Below are 18,108 nucleotides of genomic sequence, written 5' to 3'. Positions count from 1 at the left end.
CGATGACCAACCGTGTACTCCTGGTCGAAGACGATCGCGCCATAGCCACCGTTATCACCGAGGCCCTCAAGGACGAAGGCTATGACGTCACGGCGTGCAGCAGTGTAAGCAAGCGAGACGCCTTGCTTGCAGGGCATAGCTTCGACGTCATGCTGACAGACGTCATGCTGGAAGATGGCGATGGCCTGGCGTCGATCGCGGACGTGCATGAGGCCGCCCCCAAAATGCCGGTCATCGTTTTGTCCGCCCAGAATACGCTGGATACCGCCGTCAGGGCGAGTGACAGCCGCGCCTTCGAATATTTCCCAAAACCTTTCGACCTCGACGAACTGACGCAGGCCGTGCGCCAGGCAACCAAGCGTTCCGCGCAGAGCGCCGACAGTCTGGAAGGTGAGGGCGAAGGCTCGCTTCCCCTCATTGGGCGCAGCAAGGCGATGCAGGACGTCTATCGCATGATAACGCGCGTGCTGCGCAACGACCTGTCGGTGCTTGTCACGGGCGAAAGCGGCACCGGCAAGGAACTGGTGGCAGAAGCCATCCATGAACTCGGATCGCGTCGCACCGGTCCCTTCATCGCGGTCAATATGGCCGCTATCCCGCACGACCTCCTGGAAAGCGAACTGTTCGGCCACGAACGCGGCGCTTTCACCGGCGCTGTGTCGCAGCAGATCGGCAAGTTCGAGCAGGCCAATGGCGGCACGCTTTTCCTCGACGAGATCGGGGACATGCCCGCCGAAGCGCAGACGCGCCTGTTGCGGGCGCTTCAGTCCGGCAGGATCCGCCGCGTCGGAGGGCGCCAGGAAATCGGCGTCGACGTGAGGATTATCGCGGCGACGAACAAGGATCTCGGCCCGATGATCGCCAACGGGACCTTCCGGGAGGACCTCTACTACCGCCTCAACGTCGTCCCCATCCACCTTCCTCCACTGCGCGAACGGCGAGAGGATGTCGGCGCGCTGGTGAAACATTTCCTCGGTCAGGCGGTCGCGGAAGGGCTGCCGAACCACGGTATCTCGGATGGGGCGATCAAGCGGCTGGAAGCCCAGCGGTGGAAGGGCAATGTGCGTGAATTGCGCAATGTCGTCTTCCGCTTGGCGCTCACCGCGCGCGAGGATGTGATCGATGGCGAAACGGTGGACGATGCGCTTCCTGCGGCGGAAGAAAGCACGACCGGTACCGGAACGCCGTTCGAGACCGCTTTGCAAGCGTGGCTTTCGGCCAATGCGAGCGCGCCCGGCACACTCTATCACAGCGCCCTGGCTGCTTTCGAAAAACCTCTTTTCGAGCACGCCCTGGAGGAGACCGAGGGTAACCAGCTACGCGCCGCACAGCTTCTTGGCATAAATCGCAACACCCTTCGGAAACGGTTAAGCGACCTCGAAATAGAGCCGGAGCGATACGTCCGACGACGTTGATGTTCATTTCGTCGTTTTTCGTCTTGCATATTTGCAACAGAGGTGTCGTAAACTAGCCACGATGGCGACAATGGCCGGTCTTTCCCAGAAGCGCACTCCGCGTTGGTGGCGGCGATTTGTCGTCGCCTCGCGCCGCGCGAACCTGATTTCCCTGGTCGAAATTTTGGCCGTGGCGATCTTTGCCATAATGGTTGCGACCACCTGGGCTGCCTTTACCCGCGCCCCGCCGACTGGCGAACTTCTGCCGAGCAGGCAGGTCGCTGTCCTGCTAATCGGCACCCTCATTCCGGCAATGGCTCTCCTCGTCCTTGCCGGACGACGACTGGCGCTGAGAAGAGCGGCCGGTAGCACGGCGCGCCTGCACGTACGCCTCGTGTTCTTCTTCTCGATGATTGCGGCGGTGCCAACGCTACTGGTGTCGGCATTCGCTGCAGTGCTCTTCCAGTCCGGCGTCGATTTCTGGTTCTCCGACAATTCGCGCGGGTTGATGGAAAACGCGAACCAGTTGGCCGAAGTCTATTACGAGGATAACCAGCTCGACCTCGGGCAGGAAACCATCTCCATGGCGATGGATATGCGCTCGATCCTGCAACAGGTTTCGATCACTGATCCCGATTTCCAGCTGGCCTACCGCTACCAGGCCGAACCGCGCGATGTCATCGAGAGCGCGATTATGCAGGCGATGCCCGATGGCACCGCCCGTGTCGCGGTTGTCTACGGCATCAACCAGGCGAGCGATCCGGTGGGCTTTACCGAGAAAAATCTGCGAGCGCTGCGTGCAGGTGAATCCGTTGCGATCCAAGGTAGCCCAGAACGGATCGAAGCCGTTGCTCCAATTGATCGCACCGCTGGCATCTATCTCTATACGGCGCGTAACGCCGAGGCTGCTAGCTTTCGCAATTGGGAGCGAGCGCGATCGATTTCGACAGCTTATGAGGAGCTGACCAAGCGAGCCAGAGCCCTCCAATTACGGTTGAATCTAGCGCTGTTCTTCGTCAGCCTCGCGCTTGTCGGACTGGCGGTCTGGTTTGCCCTGCGTTTCGCGGATCGGCAGGTCGAGCCACTGACCGACCTCGTCGGCGCTGCGCGCAAGGTCGGCGCGGGGAACTTCGCCCTGCGCGTCGAAGGGCGTACCGGCGCAGACGAAATCGGCCTGCTCTACCGGGCCTTCAATCGCATGACCGCCCAGATCGAGAAGCAGACCGACGCGCTGGTCGGCGCGAACGAGGAACTGGAAGACCGTCGCAGTTTCATCGAAGCAGTCCTGGAATCCGTGAGCGCCGGGGTCATCACTATCGATGGCAAGCGCCGCGTCCTGCTGATGAACGCCCCTGCCCAGAACATGCTTCTGGAAGGCGGCGAGGGAAGCGCGCACCCCGAAACGCTCGACGCAATGGTGCCGCAGATCGCTGTCCTCGTGGAGGCAGGACTTGACCGCGGTGTCGTCAGCCACTCGCGCCACGGCGAACTCATGACGCTAGCGGTACGTCTCGTCCCCGAAGGCGACGGACACGTGATTACCTTCGAGGACATCACCCGCCAGCTGCTCGACCAGCGGCAGGCCGCGTGGTCCGACGTCGCTCGCCGCATCGCGCATGAGATCAAGAACCCGCTGACTCCGATCCAGCTCGCCACCGAGCGCCTGAAGCGCCGCTATCGCAAGCAGATCGAACAGGACGGTGAACTGTTCGACGAACTGACCAATACGATCGTGCGCCAGGTCGGCGAATTGCGCACCATGGTGGATGAATTTTCCAGTTTCGCGCGACTGCCGAAACCGGTCTTCCGCCAGGAAGATGCGCTCGACCTCGTGCGTCAATCGATGTTCCTGCAGGAAGTCGCGAACCCGCAGATCAACTACGGGCTGAACACCGAGACGGACGGCCCGCTAAAGGTCGAAGCCGACCGTCACCAGCTCGGCCAGGCCGTCACCAACATCCTCAAGAATGCTGCCGAAGCGATCGAAGCGCGCGCGGCGAATGCGGAACCCGACTATCGCGGCATGATCGGCGTGGATGTCTCCGAGGACGAGAAATTCATCACCATTGCTGTCAGCGATAACGGCATCGGCCTGCCGCAGGACCGGGAACGCATCCTCGAACCCTATGTCACCACCCGCGAGAAGGGCACCGGCCTCGGCCTCGCGATCGTGAACAAGATCGTCGAAGAACACGGCGGCGAGATGAATTTCTCCTCGCTCGAGGAGGGCGGAACGCGCGTTACCCTCAAAATCGCACGCGATCCGCATCGCGGCCCATCCATCGGTGAAGACCGTTCGAATACCGAGAAAGCAGGAAGATAATCATGGCACTCGACATTCTCATCGTCGATGACGAACGCGACATTCGGGAGCTGGTGGCAGGCGTCCTGAGCGACGAGGGCTATGAATGCCGGACCGCCGCTGACAGCACCTCCGCGCTCGATGCGGTCGACGAGAAACGCCCCAGCCTCGTCCTGCTCGACGTGTGGCTCCACGGCAGCCAGATGGACGGGCTCGAAGTGCTCGACGCGATCAAGGCGCGCGAGCCCGAGCTGCCGGTCATCATCTTCTCCGGCCACGGCAATATCGATACCGCCGTCTCTGCCGTCAGTCGCGGCGCGATGGACTTCATCGAGAAGCCGTTCGAAGCCGAACGCCTGCTCCTCCTGGTCGAGCGTGCGACCGAGACCGAGCGCCTGCGCCGCGAAAACACGCGGCTGCGCGAAGGCATGGGCGAGGGGGGTGAGTTCACCGGCAATTCTGCCGCAATCAACGCCGTTCGCGCCACGCTCAAGCGCGTCGCCAGCACCGGCAGCCGCGTCCTGATCAGCGGCCCGGCAGGGTCGGGCAAGGAAGTCGCCGCGCGTCTGCTACACAGCTGGTCCACGCGCGCAGACAAGCCTTTCGTGGTCGTCAATTCGGCGCGCATCACGCCCGAACGGTTCGAGGAAGAGCTGTTCGGCGAGGAAGCCGAGGGCAAGCTCGTCCGGCCCGGCCTGCTCGAAACTGCCGATGGCGGCACGCTCTACCTCGACGAAGTGGCGGACATGCCGCTGTCGACGCAGGCGCGCATCCTGCGTGTGCTTACCGACCAGAGCTTCGTACGTGTCGGGGGCACGCGCCAGATCGGCGTCGATGTCAGGGTAGTCTCGTCCACCGCGCGCGATCTCGAGGCGGAAATGGAAGAGAAGCGCTTTCGCGAGGACCTTTTCTACCGACTGAATGTCGTGCCGGTAGAAGTGCCCTCGCTTTCGGAACGGCGCGACGATATCCCTGCGCTGGCCGAACATTTCTTCGCCCGCTATGCAATCGAGCAGGGCATCCGCCCGCCCGAGATCAGCGAAGAGGCGATGGCCGCACTCCAGGCCTACGACTGGCCCGGAAACGTTCGCCAGCTGCGCAATGTCGTCGAGCGGACTATCATCCTCACCCCGCGCGAAAACCTCGACACCGTGGAAGCGGACATGCTTTCCGAAGAAGTCACGGGCGGGAAGCTGGGAGACAGTGGCGGAATGGCCCAGCTGATGGGCGCTCCCTTGCGGGAAGCGCGCGAGAGTTTCGAGCGCGAATATCTTGCGATCCAGATCCGCAGGTTCTCCGGCAACATCTCCAAAACCGCCAGTTTCATCGGGATGGAACGATCGGCTTTGCACCGAAAACTCAAGTTGTTGGGAATGGCCGAGCGCCGCAATAACGAGCGCAAATAGGCTGCGCCAGAACCTGCGCAATTGCGACAATAGAATAATCCTGTTGCCCAAAAAGCGCGGAAACGTCACATTGCCCCTGGTTGCGGGTTTTGCTGCCCGGACCCCGGACGCCGCAAGAGCGTCCAGATTGCGTCTGCCGAGGCGGGCGCCAAAAAGAAGGAGCGATGATTATGGCCGGCGAACGCACCCTATCTGCGCGACCACGCGCAGCCCAGGAACCCCAGAGCAAGGGCAAGGCCCCGAGCTTGCAGGACGCATTTCTCAACCTGCTGCGCAAGAACAAGGCGCCGGTGACGGTGTTCTTGGTCAAGGGCGTCAAGCTGCAGGGGATCGTCACATGGTTCGACAATTTCTCCATCCTGCTGCGCCGCGACGGGCAATCGCAGCTGGTCTACAAGCACGCAGTCAGCACGATCATGCCGGGGCAACCGGTCGATACCGATCAATTCGCCAGCCAGGGATCCGGCGCAAAGCAGCGGCTGCTGCAGGATGTGTTCCTCAGCCGCGTCAGCGAAGCCGAGGCTCAGGTCACCATGTTCCTGGTGAACGGCGTCATGCTCCAGGGCAAGATCGCCGCTTATGACCTTTTTTGCATGATGCTGGAACGCGATGGCTACGTGCAGCTTGCATACAAGCACGCTGTTTCCACTATCCAACCCGCAACCCCGGTCGATCTGTCCGAGGACTGGGACGAGGACGAACACTGAGCTTCGATGACGATCTGATGGGCGAAGTCTCGCGCGGTGCGCGGGCCCTCGTCGTGTGCCCGGACATCAGGGGCATGGCCTACGATCTCGATGCGGAAAGCCGTCTCGAAGAGGCGGAGGGGCTCGCCCTTGCGATCGGCATAGTCGTAGCGGACAGCTTCGTGCTGCCGGTCCGCGATGTGAAACCGAACCTTCTGTTCGGCTCGGGTCAGGTTGAGAACATCCGCATCGCTTGCGAGCAGAACGAAGCGGAACTGGTCGTCGTCGACGGCGCACTGAGCCCCATCCAGCAGCGCAATCTCGAAGACAAGCTGGCGCGCAAGGTCATCGACCGCACGGGTCTGATCCTCGAGATTTTCGGAGAACGCGCAGCTACGGCCGAAGGGCGCTTGCAGGTCGAGCTTGCCCATCTGGACTACCAGCAGAGCCGGCTTGTGCGTAGCTGGACCCACCTCGAACGCCAGCGAGGCGGCTTCGGCTTCCTCGGCGGCCCGGGCGAAACGCAGATCGAAGCCGACAGGCGGATGATCCGCCAACGCATGGGACGTTTGCGCAAGGAGCTGGAACAGGTCCGCAAGACGCGCGGACTGCACCGCGAACGGCGCGAACGTGCACCCTGGCCTGTCGTCGCTCTGGTTGGCTACACCAATGCCGGCAAATCGACCCTTTTCAACCGCCTCACCGGCGCCGAAGTCATGGCCGAGGACCTTCTGTTCGCAACACTCGACCCGACGATGCGTGCGATCGCGCTCCCCGGCGTCGAAAAGGCGATCCTTTCCGATACGGTCGGCTTTATTTCCGACCTTCCGACGCAGCTCGTGGCGGCATTCCGGGCGACACTGGAGGAGGTGACCGCAGCCGACCTGATCTGCCACGTGCGCGACATGTCGAGCCCTTCGGCGGATGCGCAAAAAACACAGGTTCTCAATGTGTTGCGCGATCTCGGCGTGGTGAACTCTGAAGAAGGCACCGACGCGATTCCGATCCTGGAAGTGTGGAACAAGTGGGATTTGCTCGACGATGAAAGAGCCGAGGAACTCGGCGGAGTGGTCGAGACTTCCGACGATATCGTCGCCCTGTCGGCGCTGACCGGGGAAGGGGTGCCTGAGTTTCTCGATCGTGTCGGTGAAATCCTGACTGCGCAAGCGACGGTGCGCCAATTCGAACTACCCGCTAGTGACGGACGCCGGATCGCATGGCTCCATGCACACGGAGACATTCTGGAAGAAGAAGCGCTGGAGGAGGGGGCTCAAGGCCCCATGCGGCGGTTCACGGTACGGCTCAACCCAAAAGAACTGGGCCAGTTCGAGAGCCTTTGATCAGGACTTCTCGGCGCGCTTGACCGCCTGCCACAGTTCCTCTTGAGCTTCGAGAGAGCGCGTTTCGAAATCTCCGCCAGCGAGATTTTCCATGGCCCGAAAACGCCTTTCGAATTTGGCGTTGGCGGCACGAAGCGCCTGTTCCGCATCCATGCCGTAAGCCCGGACGAGGTTTACCGCTGCGAAAAGGAAATCGCCCGCCTCTTCTTCGCGCTCGCTCTCAGTTGCCTCATCAAGTTCCTGTATTTCCTCAAGAACCTTCGCGCGTGGACCTTCAGTATCAGGCCAGTCGAAACCGTGCCGAGCGGCCCGTTTCTGAAGCTTTTGCGATCGCATCAGGGCCGGAAGGGCTTTTGCAACGCCGTCCATGGCACTTTGCGATCCGGCCGCGCTTCGTTCCGCTGCCTTGAGATCTTCCCACCGCGCTTCTTCCATGACGCCGCCTTCATCACCGAAGATATGCGGATGTCGGCGTTCCATCTTTTCCGAGATGGTTTCCACGACGTCGCCAAAATCGAAATGTCCGGCTTCCGACGCCATTTGAGAATGGAAGACCACTTGGAAAAGCAGGTCGCCGAGTTCGCCTTTCAGGTCGGCATAGTCTTCGCGTTCGATCGCATCGGCAACCTCGTAAGCTTCTTCAATCGTGTACGGAGCGATGGTTTCGAAGCTTTGGGCCGTATCCCATTCGCACCCGCGCTCCGGATCACGCAGACGTTTCATGATCTTCAGGAGGCGCTCTATATTCTGGGGCATAAGGTCTACCGGAGTGGGATTATGGTCTACATTACAGCGAGGCGTCGATCTATCTGCATGCTAGTGCGATAATATATATTATGTTAAATGGAAGATAAGGCTATTCGCGCGCGGACGCCCTCATTCCATCCCCGTCAACCACCGGACCAGAATGTAAGCACCGAGGATAATGGCAACCCAAATCGCAGCAATCCTGAGCATCTTGCCGCCAGTCAAGCCATCGCGGCGCATTCCGGTGAGGTAAGCAATCGCCAAAGCACCCATCAATGCAGCCCAGACCCAACCACCGCCGCTCATAGTGTGATCTCCAATCCGTCGTAACCGACAATGAAGCCTTTCGGCACCTCGGCCTCAAGCGTCGCATAGTCCATGCTCTTGTCGAGATGTGTCAAGACGGCGCGCTTCACCTTGCAACGGCGCGCAAAATCGATCGCCATTTCGAGATGCGCGTGCGTGGGATGCGGCCGGCGACGAAGGCAATCGACAACCAGGAGATCCGTGCCTTTGAAGCAAGACACCATCTCCTTCGTTATTTCGCTAAAGTCTGTCGCGTAACCTATTGATTTCCCATCTGCCTCAAACCGAAAGCCTGTACTTGTGACCGGACCGTGAGGCATCTCGACATAGTTATAGTCGAACCCTGCGACCAAGCGAACCTGTCCGACCTCCTGCAAGTCCATCAGGGTTGGATAGCCGAACTGGCCCTCGAACACGTAATCGAACCGTTTCCGCAATCGTTCGCAGGTTACTTTGCTTGCGTAGCCCGGAAGAGGGTTCGTGCGATCGTACCGCATCACCCTGAGATCATCGATCCCATGACAGTGATCCGCATGGTCATGCGTCCAGAAGACCGCGTCTACCTTGGCTATGTCATTGGCAAGAAGCTGGGCGCGCAAGTCGGTCGAGGTGTCGATAAGCACCCGTTTGCTCGCGTTGTTCTCGACAATGATCGAAACGCGCGAGCGCCTGTTCCGCGGGTTTCCAGGGTCGCATTCGCCCCAGTCATTCCCGATGCGAGGCACGCCGGTCGACGTACCGGAGCCAAGCATCAGCAGTTTCATGCCACAGCCTTGGAAAACAACCGGTAGAAATTCGCGGTGGTATAGCTGCCAAGCTCATCGACGCTTTCGCCGCGCATTTCGGCAATGAAACTCGCGGTATCCCGTACGAAACCGGGCTCGCACGGTTTTCCGCGATGCGGCACGGGCGCGAGGAACGGGCTGTCCGTTTCGACCAGGAGCCGGTCGGCAGGAACGGTCTTTGCAACCGCCTGCAAATCCTTGGCATTCTTGAACGTCACAATGCCGGAAAGCGAAATCGACAGGCCCAGCTTCAGGACCGCCTCGCCAAATTCAGCTGATGCGGTGAAGCAATGAATGAGAGCCGGAAATGCCCCCTTCTCCATCTCGTCAGCAAGTATCGCGAGCGTATCTTCTTCCGCGTCGCGCGTATGGATGATGACCGGAAGGCCAGTCTCTCTCGCGACGTCGATATGGATGCGAAACAGGCGCTGCTGCTCTTCGCGATCCGAATGATCGTAATAGTAGTCGAGCCCGGTTTCGCCCAGGCCGATAACCCGCGGATGGCTTGCCGCTTCGAGCAATTCCTCGCGCGTCAGATCGGGATGGTCATCGGCATTATGCGGATGAATGCCAACGCTGGCCCATACGTCGTCTTGCGCAGCAGCGGTAGCGACGACCTGATCCCATTCCTCACGCTTTGTGGAGATGTTGAGAAAGGCCCCCACCCCCGCGCTTCGTGCCCGGTCGAGAACGTCGGATTGATTTTCGACGAGACCCTCGTACTCGAGATGGCAATGGCTATCGACGAGCATCAGGCAGCAACTTCTGCTTCAGGCAATTCAAGGCGCGGGAAAGCAGGAACAGGCTTCTCGATCGTGTGACCCGCGGCAACGAGAGCCGGGAACCAGCCCTCATCCGCGAGATCGGCATAGGTCCGCCTTTCGGTCGAGACTCCAAGCTGGTCGAGGACGAGAGCAGCCTTTGTCGGGACCACGGGCTGGATGGCAATTGCGAGATCGCGAATGGCGATGAACAGTGTCTGCAGGACCGCCTGCATCCGGTCTGGATCGGTTTTCTTGAGCGCCCAGGGCGCTTGCTCGTCCACATAAGCGTTGCACGCAAAGACGGCTTTCAGCCAAGCCTCGATGCCTACGCTGAAATTCAGGGCCTCGAATTCGCGAGGTAGAACTTCGCGACACGCGTTCTGGACGATGTCCAGCAGCGTCTTGTCATCGCCGTTCGGTTGGAACTGCGCAAGTTTCCCATCCATATTCTTATGAATCATCGACAGCGTACGTTGAGCGAGGTTTCCGAAGCTGTTCGCCAGCTCTGCATTCACTTTATTTACAAGCGCTTCGGCAGAGTAGCTGCCATCCTTACCAAAGACCACTTCCGCCATGAGGAAGTAGCGCAAGGAGTCGACTCCGAACAGATCGACGAGCTCGTTCGGATCCGTGACATTGCCCGCCGACTTCGATTCCTTAACCCCGCGATTGAGCAGGAAACCATGGCCGAAAACACGCTGCGGCACAGGAAGATCGGCGCTCATCAGGAAGGCTGGCCAGTAGATCGTGTGGAACCGCACGATGTCCTTGCCGATGAGGTGCAAGCTTGCAGGCCAGTATTTGTCCCAGGCTTCACCCCCGTCGGGATATCCCACACCCGTGATGTAATTGGTAAGCGCGTCAACCCACACGTACATTACGTGGTTGTCGTGGCCCGGAACCTTGACGCCCCAATCGAAACTGGTGCGGCTTACCGAAAGGTCTTTTAGTCCACCCTCGACGAAAGCGATCATCTCGTTGCGCCGGCTTGCCGGCTCGAGGAAACCCGGGGTCTTCAACAATTTGAGTAGTGGCTCGGCATACTTTGACAGGCGGAAAAACCACGTTTCTTCTTCCGTCCATTCTACCGGCGTGCCTTGGGGAGACAGCCTTTCGCCCCCCTCCCCTTCGACGAGTTCCTTTTCGTCGTAATAGGCTTCGTCACGGACGGAATACCAGCCCTCGTAACGATCAAGATAGAGGTCGCCCTTCGCCTCCATCGCCTGCCATATGGCGCGGCTGGCCTTGTGGTGGTCTTCGTCCGTGGTCCGGATAAAGCGGTCGTAGGTGATATCAAGACGATCGAACAAGTCCCTGAACGCACCCGACATTTCATCGGCCAGCTCGCGCGGGGTCTTGCCCAGATCGCGTGCCTTCTGGGCCATTTTGAGACCGTGCTCGTCAGTCCCGGTCTGGAACCGGACGTCGCGCCCCATCAGGCGCTGGAAACGCGCGATCACATCTGCGGCGATCGTCTCATAGGCATGGCCGATATGCGGCTTGCCATTGGGATAGTGGATCGCGGTGGTTATGTAGAAAGGATCAGCCATTGCGGCGCTCGCTAGCCGCCCCTGCTGCAGCGAGCAAGGTGCCGATTTCCATCGCCAGCAATCCTGGGTCGAAATTGTACGTCGGTTGTTCGCTCGTCAGGCGCACTAGCTCGCTGTGGGTCTCAACCAGCCTACGAGGATCGGGCCCCGCTTCCGCGACGCGTTCCGCAAGGATGGCCCGCGCAAGGTCGAGGATGGCCTGCAGCCGCGGAATATCCTGCTTGGCGCCGATCACGCCGGCGAGCTCGCCGCGAAGCGCGAAATCCCTATCGCCCTTCTCGATGATCGTGCGCATCAGCCGAGCAGCCGATCCCAGGTCGCGCTCGACAAAGGAAAGCGCGGCGCCGGGAGAACCTGCCGCGGCATCGATGGCGGCATCCCTCGTCGCGATGTCTGCTTCGGGGGCGAGGTCCCGCAGCAATTCATCCATCTGCTGTCTGGACAGCGTGGGGAAGCGGACGGTCCGGCAGCGGGAACGGATTGTCGGCAACAGCCTGGCCGGGCTATGCGCGACGAGCAGGAAAAACGTGCCGGCAGGCGGCTCTTCGAGATTCTTTAGGAGAGCATTCGAAGCGCCAGTTTCCATATCGTCGGCAGGATCGATGATAACGGCCCTTCGCGTCCCCATGGTTGGCCGGGTCGTCAGGCGCCGCTGGATTTCGCGAACCTGCTCAACCTTGATACCGCGGGCCAGCTCATAGGGCTTGCCGTCGTCACGCTTCTTGGCTTCTTCCTTGTTCTTGGGACCGTAAGTGAGCGTGAGAATATCCGGATGTTCGCCGTGTCCTGCATCGGAGCCCACCAATTCCCTCGCAGCGGCCTGTGCGAAAGCGGCCTTGCCCAACCCCTTCTTCCCCGCGAGCAGCCAGGCATGATGCATTCGCGCGCCGCCCAGGGCCGTGCGCCATTCGGCCCAGGCATCATCGTGACCGACGAGGCTCAACCGACCTGCTCCGGCAGTATGGGCAAGATGGCTTGAAGCACGCGCTGATGCACCTCGCCAACCGTTCCTTCGCCATCGACAATGTGGAACCGCCCAGGTTCTTCGGCAGCGAAGGCTTCGAAGGCGGCGTTCACGGCCAGATGGTAGCTGTCATCACGTCCGCCGATAGCATCCGTCTCATCGCCATCGCGCTCGCGTAGACGCTGCGCGACCTGATCCGAGGAAGCCCGCAGAACGATCGTCGCGTCCGGCAGGAGACCGTGGCTACCGATTGCGTGAAGCTGGCGCACAGCAGCGTCGCCAAGTTTCCCAGCCTCGCCTTGGTAAGCACGGCTTGAATCCAGATAGCGATCGCAGATGACCCAGGATCCCTTCTGCACAGCCGGTTCGATGAGGCGCGCGACATGATCCGAGCGAGCAGCTGCGAACAACAGGGCTTCGGCTTCCGCCTCCCAGCCTTCGCCCGGGGGATGGAGGAGTAGTTCACGAATGGCCTCCGCTCCTGGCGTCCCGCCAGGTTCGCGCGTGAGGACCGCATTGATGCCGTGTTCTTCGAGATGCTTGGCCAGCAACCGTGCCTGGGTGGATTTGCCCATGCCCTCGCCGCCCTCGAACGAGATGAACCGGCCCCGCATTATCGCAGCCATCCGCGGATGCCATTCGACATCCGGTCAAGAAAGCCTGCCTCACCGACCGGCGCTGCCGCGTGTAGCGGGACGCGATATTCGGGCATGCCCTCTGCCTCGACCAGCAGTTCGGCAACCTGTTCGTTCTCCGAAATCGGCGCGCGCAGTGGGCCGCGATAGCTGATGGACAGGCGGACCTCGGGGTCGGAGCCCTCCGGAAGGCTGATATACACCCCGCCGGGAGCGACGAGGTCGACCGTTCCGGCGTCGCCACCCTGCACCTGCGCTTCACCGAGTATGGCTCCCCTGCCGAGAAGCTGCTTTTGCTCGAACTCGCCAAAGCCCCATTCGAGAAGTTCGCGCGCGGCCCTGTCGCGTACGGAGGAGCGCGGACTGGCAGCCACGACCATGACTAGCCGACGCCCGTTCCGCTCGGCCGAACCAAGAAATCCATAGCCAGCCTGGTTCGTGAAACCTGTCTTGATACCGTCCGCGCCGGGGACACGTCCCGAGATCGGATCGTGGTTGGGCTGCGTGATGCCGTTGTATGTGAACTCGGTCCGCCCGACGTAATGCCGATATTTCGAAGGGTGCTTGCGGATCATCGATGCCGCGAGCAGGCCCAGATCGCGCGCGGTGGTGAAAGTCTTGCCGTTGTCCATCCAGCCATTCGGGGTTCCGAAGTGACTATCCCGCATTCCGGTTTCACGCGCCTTCTCGTTCATCTCGGCGACCCAGGCATCGATCGAACCCGCCGCACCATGTGCCAGCATTGCTGCGCCGTCGTTGGCAGAAACCGTGGTCACGCCATGGATGAGATCGTCCACCGTAACGCGCGCCCTGTTCGGCAGGAACATGGTGGAGCCGACATTATTCCACTCGTCCCAGACTTGCGGATCGACTGTGAACACCTGGCGGGGCACCAATCGACCTTCCTCGATCCATTCGAAAGCGAGGAAGGTCGTCATGACCTTCGTTATCGACGCCGGCATGAACCTTCTGTCGGCTTCCCGCGCCAGCAGGACCTGCCCGCTGGTGAGGTCCAATAGATATGCGATCGGCGCCTCTTCGCTCGCCGGAGGACGGGCGCTGTCTTGCTGGGCCGAAAGCGGTTGGACGGCAAGAATGCTGGCGGTCGCAAGAGCGATCAAGCGGGTAGATATCGGCAAACGTTTCCACACCGGATATCCGGTGTTCCCAGTGACTGTTCGAATTTGGTCACGGGTATAGCCGGGCCGGTACGGATTGGCGAGTTGCGCCCTCACCTTTCCACCGGACTTATCGGCGCGTCTGTTCCCTTACCGCGCAATCTCGTCTGCGAGCAGGCCGACGCTCATCGCATAGTAATTGGAACAGTTGTATTCGAGGATCACGCGATAGTTTGATGTGAGCAACCAAGCGGGGGTGCCTGGTCCGTCAGGCTGGAACAGCGACACCATGGTCCCCGGAGCAAGCGGGCGCTGGGGCTGGACGCCTAGCTCTCTCCACTCTTCGACGGTTTTGTACTGGCTGTGGCGTTCATGGACGCGTGAGCATACGGGCGCATCCAGCTTCGTGCGATACCGGTCGACATCGAAACCCGATGGTACATAGGCGCGAACACCCCACGGCTGACCAGTCCTCCAGCCTGCATCCCGGAAGTAATTGCCGATCGACGCCAGTGCGTCGGCGCGGCTGTTCATGATGTCGGCTCGTCCGTCACCGTTCCCGTCCGTGGCAAGTCGAAGGTAGACGCTTGGTAGAAACTGCGGATTGCCGAATGCGCCCGCCCAGCTGCCCTTGAGCTCGCTGCGGGAATAGCCCTTGTCCGCGACTTTCATCAGCGCCACCCACTCTCCCGCGAAGAGATCGCGCCTGCGACCCTCCCAGGCTAATGTCGCCAATGCCTGCGAAAGGTCGAAGCCGCCCTTCACCGCGCCATAGGCCGTCTCGTGACCCCAGATCGCGACGAGGATTTCCCCGGGAACGCCGAACCTCTGCTCCAGGGCAGTAAGCTCGGAACGGGCGTTGGCGTAATTGCGCCGCCCCCCGGAAATCCGCGCTTCGTCGACGTGGGTCGCGATATACGGTGCCAAGGGCGGATAGCCCGAGCGCGTCGGCGAGCCGGGCTGGGATTGATCGAGCTGGATCACGCGTGTGTTGGGTTCGAGCCCCGCAGTCATTCGCTGCAGCGTCGCCTCGCTGACGCCCTCCGCCCTCGCCTGTGCGATCAGCAACTGGAGATAGGCGTCGAAAGACATGTCCTGGGCCGCAACGGGCGATGCCGCAGACGCAAGTAAGGTGGCGAACAAAAACGAGAAAATGGGGCGTCGTGTCATGGGCATAACTTTGCAGTAGGACTGTGAACGGGAGATGTCATCCGTAACCCTACTATGCAAAACCATTGTCAGTTCCGGGATGACAAAGACACTGCGCGGCGCTAGCGGGGTTGCCGCGGCGGACAGGTGGCAGAGCGGTTGAATGCACCGGTCTTGAAAACCGGCAAGGGTGCAAGCCCTTCGTGGGTTCGAATCCCACCCTGTCCGCCAATACCACCTGAGAGCTCCAAAACCTTCCCGCGTGAGATTGTTGCGCTGACCGCGACCGATTTTTCTGTAGAATTCCGCCAAGATCGCCTTTGGTTTGCAAGCAAGTTGACTCCACGCGGCAAAGAGTTAACTTTCCGTTAACCCTTTTGGCAATCGAGTCGTTTTCGACCGTGCACGATTAGGGATTGAACAAAACTCATGGGCCGCCTGCGATGCAGACTTCGGATGAACGTCCGGATGCGTCGAAGGCATCTATTCCGCCTTCTTCCCGTCTGTCTCGCACGACGTGCACCATAATCAGAGCGGCTGACGCAACGCCGCCTGGGGCCGCCTAATTGCAACTTTCAGCATTAGGGGAAGAGACATGCCTATCCGCGTAGACGAAGACGGCGACACCATCATTGATCGCGACGATGACGATTCCACGCTGGGAATTCCTGCTCTCATAGACGCGAGCGGCGATGGCAAAGATGACGTCGACTTGCGAACCGACGGTTCGACGGCCGAAGTCAATGGAGCATTGGTCGCTACAGGCTCGGTCAATTCCGGCACGGGTAACTTCAACGATTTTCTCGGTGTCCAAAACAACGGCACCGAGTTCGGTTTCAACACCGACACCCCCGATCCCTCCAACCCTCACATCAAGACTTCGTCCAACTTCACGAAGACAATCAAGCTGAGCGAAGTCGGTATCGTGACCGTGGACGGGGTCGATTATTACCAGTTCCTGCTCGACGTAAACGAAAACAACGCAAATCCGACCGAGCAACAGATTTCGCTCGACAGTTTCAAGCTCTACACTTCGCTTGATAACACGATCTCTACCCTCACCGACCTCGAAGCGCAGCATCTCGCATTCGATATCGATAATGCCGATCCCGGAAATGCGGCGACCGAGAACGATATCTCGATCCTCTTCACGGATGCCTATTCGTCGGGAAGCGGGCGGTCCGATCTTTCCATCCTGGTACCGGTCGACGCTATCGAGGCCCAAGGTGACGGGCCGGCGGATACCTACCTCTATCTTTACACCGAATTCGGCTATGCCGGGGAAGGCTACCGCACCAGTTCGACCTTTGAGGAATGGCGTACCGTCGATGCCGTCACTCTCCAGGGCATGAAGTTCAACGATTTGAACCAGGATGGCATCCGTCAGGAGGCTGGTGCGGACGGCATTCTCGGGAACGCCGATGACGAAGTCGGCCTCGAAGGCTGGACCATCTTCATCGACTCCAACGGGAACGGCGTACTTGACGGTGATGAAAGATCGACCGTCACCGACGCGAACGGAAATTACTTCTTCTACGGTGTCCAGAGCGGTGCGACCTACACGATCGACGAGGATCTGAGCGGGAGGCCTGACTGGATCCAGACGACCGGTGACAACGAAACCGTCACTGTGCCTGGCAATGCGGAAACCGGATCGAACATCATCGTCGATCCCATCGGCAACTATCAGCTGATGCCGAGCATTCACCTCGTGAAGGAGGTACCCGAAATCATCGGGGGCAGCGGACTTAACGGGCTCGCAGGTGCCGACAGCCCCGGCGACCAGATCGTCTACTTGTTCACCGTAACGAACAATGGCGACCTCGCCCTCACGGATGTCGACCTGACAGATCCCAATATCGACGGTGGCTCGCTCGTGCGGCTCGACGATATAATCGGGAATAACGACAATGTCCTCGATTTAGGGGAAAAGTGGGCATTTACCGCAACGCACACCGTCACGCAGGATGAGCTGGACTCGAATGGAAACGACAGCTCGGATGGGCCCGATGGCGACATCGACAACACCGCAACCGTAACGGCGCAATCAGCAGGTGGGGAAGTATCCGCCAACGACGACGAGGACGCCCCGCTTCTTCAGATCCCGGGTATCGAGGTTCTCAAGTCCGTCGATTCCATCGAGGACGATGACGATTTCAACGGCTCGGACCAAGTGGATAGCGCCGGCGACGTCATCAACTACAACATCACCATTTCGAACACCGGGAATTTCGCGCTCTCCGGCGTCACGATGACCGACAAAGTGGAGGCATACGCTAGCGTCAACGCCACCCCAGTCGAAGATGGCTCCGGCTTCAACATCGGGGATACCGATGCTGACGGATACCTCGATGTAGACGAGGTCTGGGAGTACACTGCAAGCTACACGGTGACGCAGGCCGATATCGACAATAGCGGGGGAGGTGATGGCGCGATCGACAACGTCGCGACCGGTGACACCAACGAGACCCTGCCCGATCAGGACGATGCCACCGTTCCGATTGTGGATGCACCTTCCATCAACATCGTGAAGGAAGGCGTCTCCGACGATCCGGACTGCACCGATGCGGGCGATACGATCACCTACACCTATACGGTGACCAACACCGGCAATGTCGCGCTGACCGGCGTGGTCGTGGTCGACGACCAGCTCGGCACGCTCACGCTCCAGAGCGGCGATACCGATAACGACGGCAACCTCGATGTCGACGAGACCTGGATCTACACCGACAGCTATGTCGTGACCCAGGCCGACGTGGACGAATGGGGCGGCGACGACGGCACGATCGACAATGTCGTGACCGCCAACGGCAACTCGCTCGCCACCGGCACGGCAGCGCTGGAAGCGCAGGACGAGGAAAGCATCGCCCTGTGCGACGAGCCCGCCATCAACATCGTGAAGGAAGGCGTCTCCGACGATCCGGACTGCACCGATGCGGGCGATACGATCACCTACACCTAT

General features: G+C 60.3%; 15 protein-coding genes and 1 tRNA gene. 7 read left to right on the top strand and 9 right to left on the bottom strand.

The features are described from left to right. Positions 1–2 precede the first annotated feature (2 nt). The 5 genes from K3179_RS11910 to hflX all read left to right on the top strand — a co-directional run bounded on the left by K3179_RS11910 (position 3) and on the right by hflX (position 7,128). The gene (locus tag K3179_RS11910; protein ID WP_221565676.1) at positions 3–1,415 is read left to right on the top strand and encodes a sigma-54-dependent transcriptional regulator; all 1,413 of its coding nucleotides are present in this window, start codon (positions 3–5) and stop codon (positions 1,413–1,415) included. A 61-nt stretch (positions 1,416–1,476) separates the two neighbouring features. Beyond that, a complete protein-coding gene (locus K3179_RS11905) occupies positions 1,477–3,717 on the top strand; it encodes a sensor histidine kinase (RefSeq protein ID WP_221565674.1) in 2,241 nt (746 codons plus the stop codon). A gap of 2 nt (positions 3,718–3,719) precedes the next feature. Further along, on the top strand, positions 3,720–5,102 hold the full coding sequence (gene ntrX / locus K3179_RS11900) for a nitrogen assimilation response regulator NtrX (protein WP_221565672.1): 1,383 nt from the start codon (positions 3,720–3,722) through the stop codon (positions 5,100–5,102). Positions 5,103–5,272: 170 nt separating this feature from the next. Beyond that, complete coding sequence (hfq, locus tag K3179_RS11895; protein WP_221565670.1) at positions 5,273–5,809, top strand: RNA chaperone Hfq; 537 nt, start codon at positions 5,273–5,275, stop codon at positions 5,807–5,809. A gap of 17 nt (positions 5,810–5,826) precedes the next feature. After that, positions 5,827–7,128 carry a GTPase HflX gene (gene hflX, locus K3179_RS11890; RefSeq protein ID WP_221565668.1) on the top strand — a complete coding sequence of 434 codons (1,302 nt, stop codon included), beginning with the start codon at positions 5,827–5,829 and terminating at the stop codon, positions 7,126–7,128. Here hflX and mazG read toward each other — a convergent pair whose 3' ends face one another. From mazG to K3179_RS11845, 9 genes are all read right to left on the bottom strand, one after another. After that, the gene (mazG, locus tag K3179_RS11885) at positions 7,129–7,884 is read right to left on the bottom strand and encodes a nucleoside triphosphate pyrophosphohydrolase (protein ID WP_221565666.1); all 756 of its coding nucleotides are present in this window, start codon (positions 7,882–7,884) and stop codon (positions 7,129–7,131) included. Positions 7,885–8,004: 120 nt separating this feature from the next. Then, positions 8,005–8,181, bottom strand: coding sequence for a hypothetical protein (locus K3179_RS11880; RefSeq protein WP_221565664.1), 177 nt, complete (start codon positions 8,179–8,181; stop codon positions 8,005–8,007). Then, a complete protein-coding gene (locus tag K3179_RS11875; RefSeq protein WP_221565662.1) occupies positions 8,178–8,945 on the bottom strand; it encodes an MBL fold metallo-hydrolase in 768 nt (255 codons plus the stop codon). The genes K3179_RS11880 and K3179_RS11875 overlap by 4 nt, the downstream gene beginning before the upstream one ends. After that, positions 8,942–9,718, bottom strand: a complete 777-nt coding sequence (locus tag K3179_RS11870) for a TatD family hydrolase (RefSeq protein WP_221565660.1) — start codon at positions 9,716–9,718, stop codon at positions 8,942–8,944. The genes K3179_RS11875 and K3179_RS11870 overlap by 4 nt, the downstream gene beginning before the upstream one ends. Continuing rightward, positions 9,718–11,280, bottom strand: a complete 1,563-nt coding sequence (metG, locus tag K3179_RS11865) for a methionine--tRNA ligase (protein WP_221565658.1) — start codon at positions 11,278–11,280, stop codon at positions 9,718–9,720. Before metG ends, K3179_RS11870 begins: the two co-directional genes overlap by 1 nt. Beyond that, on the bottom strand, positions 11,273–12,223 hold the full coding sequence (locus K3179_RS11860; protein ID WP_221565656.1) for a DNA polymerase III subunit delta': 951 nt from the start codon (positions 12,221–12,223) through the stop codon (positions 11,273–11,275). Before K3179_RS11860 ends, metG begins: the two co-directional genes overlap by 8 nt. After that, positions 12,220–12,861, bottom strand: coding sequence for a dTMP kinase (gene tmk, locus K3179_RS11855; protein WP_221566266.1), 642 nt, complete (start codon positions 12,859–12,861; stop codon positions 12,220–12,222). Before tmk ends, K3179_RS11860 begins: the two co-directional genes overlap by 4 nt. Continuing rightward, positions 12,858–14,000, bottom strand: a complete 1,143-nt coding sequence (locus K3179_RS11850) for a D-alanyl-D-alanine carboxypeptidase family protein (protein WP_247713039.1) — start codon at positions 13,998–14,000, stop codon at positions 12,858–12,860. Before K3179_RS11850 ends, tmk begins: the two co-directional genes overlap by 4 nt. A 147-nt stretch (positions 14,001–14,147) precedes the next feature. After that, a complete protein-coding gene (locus tag K3179_RS11845) occupies positions 14,148–15,167 on the bottom strand; it encodes a lytic murein transglycosylase (RefSeq protein WP_221565652.1) in 1,020 nt (339 codons plus the stop codon). A gap of 120 nt (positions 15,168–15,287) precedes the next feature. Between K3179_RS11845 and K3179_RS11840 the strand changes: the two genes are divergently transcribed. Together K3179_RS11840 and K3179_RS11835 are read left to right on the top strand one after the other, a co-directional pair. Next, a tRNA-Ser gene (locus K3179_RS11840) sits at positions 15,288–15,377 on the top strand. Positions 15,378–15,741: 364 nt separating this feature from the next. After that, positions 15,742–18,108, top strand: a 2,367-nt coding sequence (locus K3179_RS11835; protein WP_221565650.1) for a DUF7507 domain-containing protein, incomplete at its 3' end; no start/stop codon positions are given.

The organism is Qipengyuania intermedia (assembly GCF_019711615.1).
Lineage (GTDB): Bacteria > Pseudomonadota > Alphaproteobacteria > Sphingomonadales > Sphingomonadaceae > Qipengyuania > Qipengyuania intermedia.
The sequence above is the reverse complement of the archived record's forward strand: the minus strand, read 5'-3'. Positions and strand labels throughout refer to the sequence as shown.

Coding starts and splice junctions, on each gene's coding strand:
- K3179_RS11910 (WP_221565676.1), top strand. CDS start 3: ATGACCAACCGTGTACTCCTGGTCGAAGACGATCGCGCCATAGCCACC.
- K3179_RS11905 (WP_221565674.1), top strand. CDS start 1,477: ATGGCGACAATGGCCGGTCTTTCCCAGAAGCGCACTCCGCGTTGGTGG.
- ntrX (WP_221565672.1), top strand. CDS start 3,720: ATGGCACTCGACATTCTCATCGTCGATGACGAACGCGACATTCGGGAG.
- hfq (WP_221565670.1), top strand. CDS start 5,273: ATGGCCGGCGAACGCACCCTATCTGCGCGACCACGCGCAGCCCAGGAA.
- hflX (WP_221565668.1), top strand. CDS start 5,827: ATGGGCGAAGTCTCGCGCGGTGCGCGGGCCCTCGTCGTGTGCCCGGAC.
- mazG (WP_221565666.1), bottom strand. CDS start 7,884: ATGCCCCAGAATATAGAGCGCCTCCTGAAGATCATGAAACGTCTGCGT.
- K3179_RS11880 (WP_221565664.1), bottom strand. CDS start 8,181: ATGAGCGGCGGTGGTTGGGTCTGGGCTGCATTGATGGGTGCTTTGGCG.
- K3179_RS11875 (WP_221565662.1), bottom strand. CDS start 8,945: ATGAAACTGCTGATGCTTGGCTCCGGTACGTCGACCGGCGTGCCTCGC.
- K3179_RS11870 (WP_221565660.1), bottom strand. CDS start 9,718: ATGCTCGTCGATAGCCATTGCCATCTCGAGTACGAGGGTCTCGTCGAA.
- metG (WP_221565658.1), bottom strand. CDS start 11,280: ATGGCTGATCCTTTCTACATAACCACCGCGATCCACTATCCCAATGGC.
- K3179_RS11845 (WP_221565652.1), bottom strand. CDS start 15,167: ATGACACGACGCCCCATTTTCTCGTTTTTGTTCGCCACCTTACTTGCG.